At 43.4% G+C, this 8,605-nt stretch carries 10 protein-coding genes and 1 tRNA gene; 7 read left to right on the top strand and 4 right to left on the bottom strand.

Features of this window, described 5'->3' with window-relative positions; all coding sequences use genetic code 11:
• Positions 1-121: 121 nt before the first annotated feature.
• Positions 122-931 (bottom strand): 16S rRNA (adenine(1518)-N(6)/adenine(1519)-N(6))-dimethyltransferase RsmA, encoded by an 810-nt coding sequence (gene rsmA, locus PGW94_RS03895; protein ID WP_271758835.1) that lies wholly within the window; start codon positions 929-931, stop codon positions 122-124.
• Positions 932-1,032: 101 nt separating this feature from the next.
• Between rsmA and PGW94_RS03890 the strand changes: the two genes are divergently transcribed.
• The 4 genes from PGW94_RS03890 to tsaD all read left to right on the top strand — a co-directional run bounded on the left by PGW94_RS03890 (position 1,033) and on the right by tsaD (position 3,934).
• Positions 1,033-1,107, top strand: a tRNA-Thr gene (locus PGW94_RS03890).
• A 24-nt stretch (positions 1,108-1,131) separates the two neighbouring features.
• A complete protein-coding gene (locus PGW94_RS03885) occupies positions 1,132-1,851 on the top strand; it encodes a triosephosphate isomerase (RefSeq protein WP_271758833.1) in 720 nt (239 codons plus the stop codon).
• Positions 1,852-1,867: 16 nt separating this feature from the next.
• Positions 1,868-2,875, top strand: coding sequence for a TAXI family TRAP transporter solute-binding subunit (locus PGW94_RS03880; protein ID WP_410519530.1), 1,008 nt, complete (start codon positions 1,868-1,870; stop codon positions 2,873-2,875).
• Between the two features lie 12 nt (positions 2,876-2,887).
• Positions 2,888-3,934, top strand: coding sequence for a tRNA (adenosine(37)-N6)-threonylcarbamoyltransferase complex transferase subunit TsaD (gene tsaD / locus PGW94_RS03875; RefSeq protein ID WP_271758829.1), 1,047 nt, complete (start codon positions 2,888-2,890; stop codon positions 3,932-3,934).
• Here the strand turns inward: tsaD and PGW94_RS03870 are convergent.
• The gene (locus PGW94_RS03870; protein WP_271758827.1) at positions 3,931-4,545 is read right to left on the bottom strand and encodes an RDD family protein; all 615 of its coding nucleotides are present in this window, start codon (positions 4,543-4,545) and stop codon (positions 3,931-3,933) included. The genes tsaD and PGW94_RS03870 overlap by 4 nt on opposite strands.
• Positions 4,546-4,606: 61 nt before the next feature.
• On the opposite strand from PGW94_RS03870, the gene PGW94_RS03865 reads away from it, so the two are divergent.
• Both PGW94_RS03865 and PGW94_RS03860 read left to right on the top strand, forming a co-directional pair.
• The gene (locus tag PGW94_RS03865; RefSeq protein ID WP_271758825.1) at positions 4,607-4,954 is read left to right on the top strand and encodes a dihydroneopterin aldolase; all 348 of its coding nucleotides are present in this window, start codon (positions 4,607-4,609) and stop codon (positions 4,952-4,954) included.
• Between the two features lie 75 nt (positions 4,955-5,029).
• The gene (locus tag PGW94_RS03860; protein WP_271758823.1) at positions 5,030-5,986 is read left to right on the top strand and encodes a malate dehydrogenase; all 957 of its coding nucleotides are present in this window, start codon (positions 5,030-5,032) and stop codon (positions 5,984-5,986) included.
• Between the two features lie 634 nt (positions 5,987-6,620).
• Here the strand turns inward: PGW94_RS03860 and PGW94_RS03855 are convergent.
• Positions 6,621-6,836, bottom strand: a complete 216-nt coding sequence (locus tag PGW94_RS03855; protein ID WP_271758837.1) for a TAXI family TRAP transporter solute-binding subunit — start codon at positions 6,834-6,836, stop codon at positions 6,621-6,623.
• Positions 6,837-7,662: 826 nt separating this feature from the next.
• Complete coding sequence (gene rpiB / locus PGW94_RS03850; RefSeq protein ID WP_271758822.1) at positions 7,663-8,097, bottom strand: ribose 5-phosphate isomerase B; 435 nt, start codon at positions 8,095-8,097, stop codon at positions 7,663-7,665.
• Positions 8,098-8,365: 268 nt separating this feature from the next.
• Between rpiB and PGW94_RS03845 the strand changes: the two genes are divergently transcribed.
• Positions 8,366-8,602, top strand: a complete 237-nt coding sequence (locus tag PGW94_RS03845; RefSeq protein ID WP_271758820.1) for a hypothetical protein — start codon at positions 8,366-8,368, stop codon at positions 8,600-8,602.
• Positions 8,603-8,605 lie beyond the last annotated feature (3 nt).

Here is an 8,605-nt window from a genome sequence, read left to right as displayed (position 1 = left end):
TACAAGCGGAGATTTGAGCACTGGTACCGGATTTACAATTCTATAACTTGTACCAGTTGTCTTTTCCGCTACATGATTGTGAAAAAAATAACATGGTAATATCAGCCGCGTAGCGGTGTGATTAGTTGGTGTAGTCTTTTGTAGCTTGTAAGGAGTTGGATAGCATACATAGCTGTTCTATGGTGAGGGACTCCGCCCTGGTATCAGGATTTATATTACATGCTGCAAGAACATCGCACCAGTGGTTGGTGAATGACCTTAGTGAATTACGGATTGTCTTTCTCTTACACTGAAATATCTTCTTTAAGAATTGAACAAAATACAGATAATCTACTGTGAATCTAGGAGTCTTAAGTGGAGTAATATCCACAACAGATGAATGCACTTTTGGAGCTGGTGTAAAGACTTCAGGTGGAAAATCCGCCACTTTTTTCACGTCACAAAACAGCTGAATAAGTATAGACAAAACTGCGTAGCACTTCTGACCTGGGTTAGCAGTAAGACGCTCTGCGACCTCTTTTTGGAACATAAGAACGAGCTTTTCAAAAGAATGTATGTGCTGTACCAGCTTCAGGAGAAGAATAACGGAGATGTTATACGGAAGATTCGATATCATTTTTGTGGGTTTATACGCTACCAGTGACTCTATGTCTGTGCATAGAATATCTTGGTACATGCACTCATACTCAGGGTATTCTTCCTCAAGAGACTTATGTACGTGTACAAGTCTTTTGTCCTTCTCTATTGCTGTAAGTTTGTGCACGCCTTTTTCTAGTATGGACCTTGTCATAACTCCGAGCCCAGGCCCTACCTCTATTACGTTACACCCTCTTAGACATCCTGCGTATGAAACTATTTGTTCTGCTATTGCACTATCGAGTATGAAGTTTTGTCCCAAAGATTTTCTTGCTCTATATCTTCCAGGGCCCACTAGCTTATCCGTTTGAATAATTCAGTCGATAGACAAATTTAACCATTTGACTTTTATTCTAACATATATATCATGTCTACTGCTAGCTATTATAGCGGTCGGCCGGCTTAGCTTCAACTGGATAGAGCTCCTGATTTGTAACCAGGTGGTTGTCGGTTCGAGTCCGACAGCCGGCTCTCTTTTTAACTCTTGTGGAGCGTATGTCCTTTCTTGTTGTCGCGAATTGGAAGGCTAATGGCGACCTTGGGTTAGCGAACGAGTTCCTTGACTCGTTGTGTTCCTACGTTACAGAATACGGTAGCGGCAAGGTAGAGGCCGTATTTTGTCCGCCTTTTGTTGCGATGCCTACTAGGTCGCAAGATTGCCCTATACGTCTCGGAGGGCAAGACTGCTTTCACGAAAGCGGTAAGGGGTGCACTGGTGAGATCACAGCAGGAATGCTGCACAGGTGTGGATGTGAGTATGTGATACTTGGTCACTCAGATAGGAGGCTCATGCTAGGCGAAGCAGATGGCGATATAAGGCGGAAATCTGAGTGTGCTATCAGCGCTGGTCTTAAGCCGATAATTTGTGTTGGGGAGACACTTGAAGAGAGGAAGGGAGGAGTATCCAGGGAGGTGCTTCTAAGACAGTGTCGTAGCTGTTTACCTATAGAAGGTGAATTTTTTGTGGCGTACGAGCCCATATGGGCGATAGGTGGGTCAGAGATACCTGATGTTGATTTAATTAGGGAATCTCTTGGTGTAATAAAGTCGTGTGATCCAGATCTAAAGGTCCTTTATGGCGGCTCTGTCAGCGACGGGAATATATGTGATTTGGTGGCTGGTATTAGTGATATTGCAGGGGTCCTGGTGGGAAGTGCGAGTCTATCCTCTAGTCGCTTTTGTAGCATGATGAGTAATTTAGAGAAATGCTTATAGGTCTTGTATGCTTAGGATGATAGTTACTGGGTTTGTAGCCTTGTGTAGCCTTTCCTTTATGTTTTTTAGTGATCTCGCACTTGCTTTTAGCCCAAAACAGCGTGACTTTGTACTGATAGGCACGGGATCTATGATGGGTGTATATTACTCCATAGGTGGAGGTGTATGTAAGTTTATTGTCGCTGACTACAATGAGGCATATCCCGTAAGGAAGCTGATTTGTTCTACAGCATCGACTTCTGGTAGCGTATATAACCTCAATTCTATGAGAAGGGGCACCATGGATGTTGGTGCTGCGCAATCGGATATAGGCTACTATGCGTACGTAGGTAAGGACGTTTACAAGAATGTTCCTCCGATGGAGAATTTAAGACTCTTGGCGTATTTGCACCGTGAATACTTGACCTTGGTGGTAAAACAGGATTCGGGAATAAAGACTGTTGATGACATAAAAGGAAAGAGGGTGAATATAGGTGCGCCTGGTACTGGTGTTCGTTCTGCGATGTTGAGTCTTATAAAGGCAAAAGGATGGACTACAGGTGATTTTCTCGTTACTTCCGATTTGAAATCTTCTGAGCAGGTGCAAGCGCTGTGCGATGGCAAAGTTGATGTGATATCTGATTTTGTAGGACACCCTAATGCGTCGATGCAAGAGGCGACTGCCACATGTAATGCTGTCGCTATATCACTGGATCCAGAATTGATTTTCGTACTGACCAAAAAGCACCCGTATTACCAAGAAGGGGTTATACCTGGTGGTACTTATGTGAACATACGGGATGATGTCCGTACTATTTCTGTCAGGGCTTCAATGTATGCTACGGCAGAGCTTTCAGATGAGATGGCTTATTTTGTTGTTAAATCGATAGCATCAAACTTGGTTAGATTTCGGGAGCTAAGTGGTGCGCTTAGGACTCTTACCCTTCCAGATCTTGTGGGTGGAGCATCAGACGATGTCCATAGCTTCGCTGTACCTCTTCATCCAGGTGCAGAGAAGTTCTTCAAAGATTCTGGTATTCTCTAGAATGAAAGTAACGTGAGCGATATTGTACTTGGTATCGAGACTAGTTGTGATGAAACAGCGGTAGCTGTTCTTACATCAGATAGCCAAGTTCTCGCTCATGAGGTGTTTTCTCAATCTGATCATTCAGCATTTGGTGGAGTTGTTCCTGAAATTGCTGCAAGGGCGCATTTTGAGGTATTGCCTGCTATAGTGCAGAATTCAATGAAAACTGCTGATTTAAGCTTTAGCGATCTGTCTTGTATTGCTGTGACTGCAGGTCCAGGTTTGGTTGGATCATTAATTGTTGGAGTCATGTTTGCAAAGGCAGTTGCATTCACCATGGAGAAGCCCATCATTCCCGTAAATCACTTGGAAGCTCATGCCCTTGTTGCAAGGATGCTTTATGATGTGAAGTTTCCATTTCTTGTTCTTATAATTTCAGGTGGACACTGCCAGTTTATGTTGGCACATGGTGTTGGGAATTATACAAAACTTGGGTGCACGATAGATGACTCTTTGGGCGAGGCTTTCGACAAAGTTTCACGCATGCTGGGTCTAAGCTACCCTGGAGGTCCAAGTGTAGAAGAAAAGGCGCTAAAAGGTGAGGGAAGTAAATATTTCTTTCCCAGAGCGCTAAATAAAAGGCCCGGTTGCGACTTTTCTTTTTCAGGTCTAAAAACGGCAGTGCGTACTGCTATTGAAAAGGCTGGTGCTTTGGATGAGCAGGTTGTCTGTGATATCTGTGCGTCATTTCAGGAATGCGTGGGGGAGATTTTATCTAGCAAAATTAAAAGGGCGGCGATAGCTGCGAGAGAGCTATGTAATGGAGATGTTAACACCTTGGTGGTTACAGGCGGTGTCGCATCAAATAATTTTCTTAGGAGCATAATAGCGTTGTGCGTAGAAGAAGTAGGGTTCAGCGTTGTTTTTCCTCCCCGTGAGCTATGCACCGACAACGGCATAATGGTTGCTTGGGCGGGGCTGGAGAACTTGCGCTTGGGAAAGAATATCTCGTATTCGCTTGAGTTTGCTCCTAGGGCGCGATGGCCTCTTGAATGTTTGCACCCCAAGCACGTTTAGCTTCCAGAACCGGAAAGCTCTTTATGACGCTTTAAGCTTTTATTCGTGACCATAACTGTTTTGGCCAGCATATCATGCCATGCCCTCTTTCTTTTATCGAAGTTAGACCATACCAGCCCGATACCGAGAGGGATGCCTGAAAGACTTGTGAACAGAAATCTCTTAGTTGCTTGCCAGAAGCTCATGTGTTCAAGTGAAACTTCATCAATAACTTTAAGTCCCATTAAAAACATACCGATTGTCGCCGCATATTTTACCCACATATACACGTAGTAAAAGTACACTACTATCATCTCTATTGCCTGTATTGTTATGGCTTTGAATAGGTATTGGTTTCTCAGTATTACCTCTTCTTTCTTCAGTGTGCCTCCCATCTTGTACTTCTCTACGGCTTTGAAAACTTCCTCATTTTTTGGCAAAACATACAGAAAGCCACCATGGATAACCTGCAATAGGACTGCTATCAGCAGAAGGTCAAGCAATGCTCCTACGCACCTTCTTGTACCAGATATATAATGCAGTTCTCCATCTTTGGTCTTTTTTGGCTTACCAAATGGATACAAAGCTAGGTTTGAAGCCCATGATAGCAACTTGTGTACACGTTCCTGCATATACAAAATTCCACTAGACAAAACTTTTACCGGCCCATTCTACTATAGGCATGCGTAAATTATGGAGGATTTTGTGATTTTTCAGCTAAATATAGTGGACTTAATCACGTACGTGCGCATAGGAGTTTACAAATGGGAAAAAGTTATAAAACAAAAGCTGTATGTGAGCATTGAATTACATTACACAAAAGAGGAATCCTATCTTGATTATGCAGCACTGCGTGAGAAAGTAGTAGGAAGACTGAGTGGTAAAGAATATGACCTTCTGGAAGAAGTTTTAGAGGACCTGATAGAGTTCATTGTTACAGAGTACTGCTCGGTGTGGAAGTGCGAAATAACAGCACGCAAGGCAATAGCATCATTTTTGTGCGCAGAGGAGATTTCTGCGACAGCTAAATGGAGTGCATAAACAGGGTTCTGCTGTACTTGACAAGCTATTGACGTGTGCTACAATCCAGCCATTCATATCTCCACAGTAGTAGTCATGACAGCTGCACGTAAGGTCAAAGTTTCTCTGGTTGGCGCTGGAAACATAGGTGGGTCGCTTGCCTATATGTTAGGTGCTGCTGGTGTCGCTCAGGAAATGGTCCTCATAGATGTTCTTGAAGGTGTTGCGAAGGGCAAGCTTCTTGATATTGGTCATGCCCTGTCAATAGCTGGGACAGATGTCACGGCAGAGGGCACGACTGACTATTCTTCGATGCGTGGTTCTGATGCCATTGTTGTTACTGCTGGTATTCCCCGCAAGGAGGGTATGAGTCGTGAAGATCTGATACTAACCAACGCATCTGTAATAAAGGGCATTGCTGAGAATATAGCGAAGTATGCTCCCGATGCCTTTGTCATTGTAGTCACTAATCCTCTTGATGCTATGGTATGGTACATGCACAAGTGTTCGGGGCTTCCTGCGAATAAGATAGTAGGAATGGCTGGTGTTCTGGATTCTGCTAGGTTCTCGTACTTCCTTGCAAAACACATGGGGGTTTCAGTAGACAGCGTACTATCAGTTGTTTTGGGTGGTCACGGAGATCTTATGCTACCTCTTCTACGGTATTCAACAGTAGGAGGTGTTTCTGTGGAAGATCTTATCAGTAGTGGCCGCTTGAGTCGTGATGAAGTATCGGCTATTGTTGAAAGGACGCGGAAAGGTGGTGAAGAGATTGTTAAACTCTTTGGAAAGGGCTCAGCGTACTATGCACCTGCCTATTCTTGCTTCCACATGTTATCATCATACATATTCAACAAGCGTGCGGTAATTCCTTGTTCTGTGCGTTTATGTGGGAAGTACGGCGTTGATGATGGGCTGTTCGTTGGGGTTCCTGTTGTTATAGGAAGCAACGGCGTAGAGGAAGTTATTGAATATCAGTTGACTTCTAGTGAAGCCGCGGTCTTTGCTAAGTCTGTAGAGCTCATTCGTGGTGCGGTCAGCTCTTTAACGTAGATGTCGACTTGGATTGTCGATGTTATTGCATGTATACAATATTTAGTTTTGTCACAGTGGATTGTTTATTGAGATCTGGTAGGGGCTGTGTTCTCTAGTTGAGATGCGCTCATTCTTTATTTCTCCTTGGCCGCGTATATATTTAACGTGGTGCTTGCTTGAAAGTTTCAACAAAAAGTGCAGAAGCTGGACTGTTCAAATCGGTCAAGTAAAGGGAGGAGTTAGAAGCCAAATTGTGTTAAACAAAAGCAACACAAACTAGTTATACAATTTATAAACACAAGGAACTTGTAACTATCGCCGCAGAAAATCGTTGTAAGATCCTCCAATAATATGTGCCTATCTATTATGGCATATGGGTTGAAGGTTTTGTCTTGGAAGTATATCTGCAAGAACTACTCGCAAGTTGCTATAATACGCCTCAAATTTTGCTTTGTGCTCACTTTGAGGGATATGAAAAGGCGCCGCGCCGTTAAAGGGTGGATTGCCGTATACGGTATGAATGGTCACGCTGCTCACAAAGCGCTGTTAAAAGGGGAAGCCATTCTCGGCCATCTGATGTAAGAACAGCTACCGCTGTTTCATCACAACTAGTCTCGATACCAAGTACAATATCGCTCACGTTACTTTCATTCTAGAGAATACCAGAATCTTTGAAGAACTTCTCTGCACCTGGATGAAGAGGTACAGCGAAGCTATGGACATCGTCTGATGCTCCACCCACAAGATCTGGAAGGGTAAGAGTCCTAAGCGCACCACTTAGCTCCCGAAATCTAACCAAGTTTGATGCTATCGATTTAACAACAAAATAAGCCATCTCATCTGAAAGCTCTGCCGTAGCATATAGGATTTTGGCTTAATGTACCAACGAGAAGGTTCAAGCTATCAGGCTCCAGTCTACTTTTTTAATATGATTGTGTGTTGTTATGGGCTGTTTCAGCTGTGGCGTGCATTGTAGACAGCATATTATCTTCTAAATAATATCATTGTGTAGGATGCACTCGGTCTCTCAAACAAAAATGAAAGGGAGATTGTTTGACGCCACATCGACGGCGTTTCCGCTTTTTATATCTTTTATTGTGAAGGTTTATGGAAAGCTGATCCGTTCTGCATTTTACGATCGTCACTCCTGATAAACTATGATAAATTCGTAAATATATTAGTTATCAGTAAGAGCAAAAACGTACGTATGTTTTTCTGCGCGGTAAGTGAATCGGATAGAGCTTTAAGCGATGGGTCTTCTACAGGGCTCTAGTATGTAATAATTAGTTTTAGCGCTTGTCAAATCCAGGTTTCAAGAATACCTTGTTCAATCACACTTCCAAGCTATGACCTTCAATAAAGCCTTCTATAAAGGCTAGTGATACCAAGCTACCGCACAAAAATGTTGGCTAGGCTCAAGAGTTGGTAAAGACGAGTGGTGTAAGAGAAAGATCATAAGTTGGTGGCTATAGGTAACACAACCTCCCATTATTTTTTGGATCTTACATAAGAGCTAGGCATTTACCTTAAGCACGGCTTAAAAAGTAGATCAGTGCAAATCCTACAGTGCGAGAAAATACGGACCTATGTGACTACGCTCCAGGTCACTCCGCGCGCGCAAACTAGCTCATCCAAATGAAACCAGCCCACGCTGCGTATAAACACTGTAACCTGAAATACTTAAAAGGAATCACCTACATCAGTTTCATTACTCTTGCCATGTGTCTTCCTTCTAAAAACTTTGTGGACACAAACGTATGCAGAACTTCCTTTGCAGTATCAAGTTCTATGTAACGCGACCCAAAGCATAGAACGTTGGCATCGTTATGCTCCCTAGCGAGCCGGGCAAATAGCGGGCTGAAGCAGAGTGCTGCTCGAATATTTCTATTACGGTTAGCTGCAATGCTCATACCTATTCCAGTTCCACAAACAAGTACACCAAAACTTGTTGGAGATACGTTTTGAACGACGTCATGGACGTAGTCTGGATAATCCACCGCAGAACAACTTGGATCGCACCCATAATCAGTTACTGCGCATCCAATGCTCTCAAGGTAGGCACTCAAAGCGAGCCTCAATTCTACGCCGGCGTGGTCTGAGGAGATCAGTACTCTCTTTACTACTAACACCTTTCTATTTCAGAACAAAACACAATTCCCTAAAAACCTTCCACGGCTCTCTACCAGCCGCGTTGATAATATAAAGTCAAAGTTATTTGAGGACCATACTTTTTTATTTGCAACCTATATTTTTCTTTACAATGGGTATTTTAAAGTGTATTCACTGCTGTGCTATTATACTTTAGGTATTGCAAGGGTTTTAACCCTGCGCTAGCGGGCGGAGGGAGCCTCTTTTGATTCCCTCTCGTTAAGGTTGTGGTTTTGGCTGGAGTTGGATATGGGCTACGAGAGTGATGCGGACTCAGTGATCGAGTCTACTTTGGATCGCTTGGACGAAACTAGGGCATATGCGGAGTCCTTCAGGGGCGACGTTATGGCAGCATTTAGATCGGGGGCCATAACGGAGACTCAGTTTAAAAAGATGAGAGACTATGTTGAGGGGTTTCTCAGTAAGATCTCCCTGTATGAGAGCGTTTTCGAACGAATAAAGGACGCTTACGGCGAAGTAAAGTAGGCA

This window comes from Candidatus Anaplasma sp. TIGMIC (genome assembly GCF_028204095.1).
In the GTDB taxonomy this organism is placed as follows: Bacteria; Pseudomonadota; Alphaproteobacteria; order Rickettsiales; family Anaplasmataceae; genus Anaplasma.
This window is presented reverse-complemented; position numbering and strand designations above follow the sequence as displayed.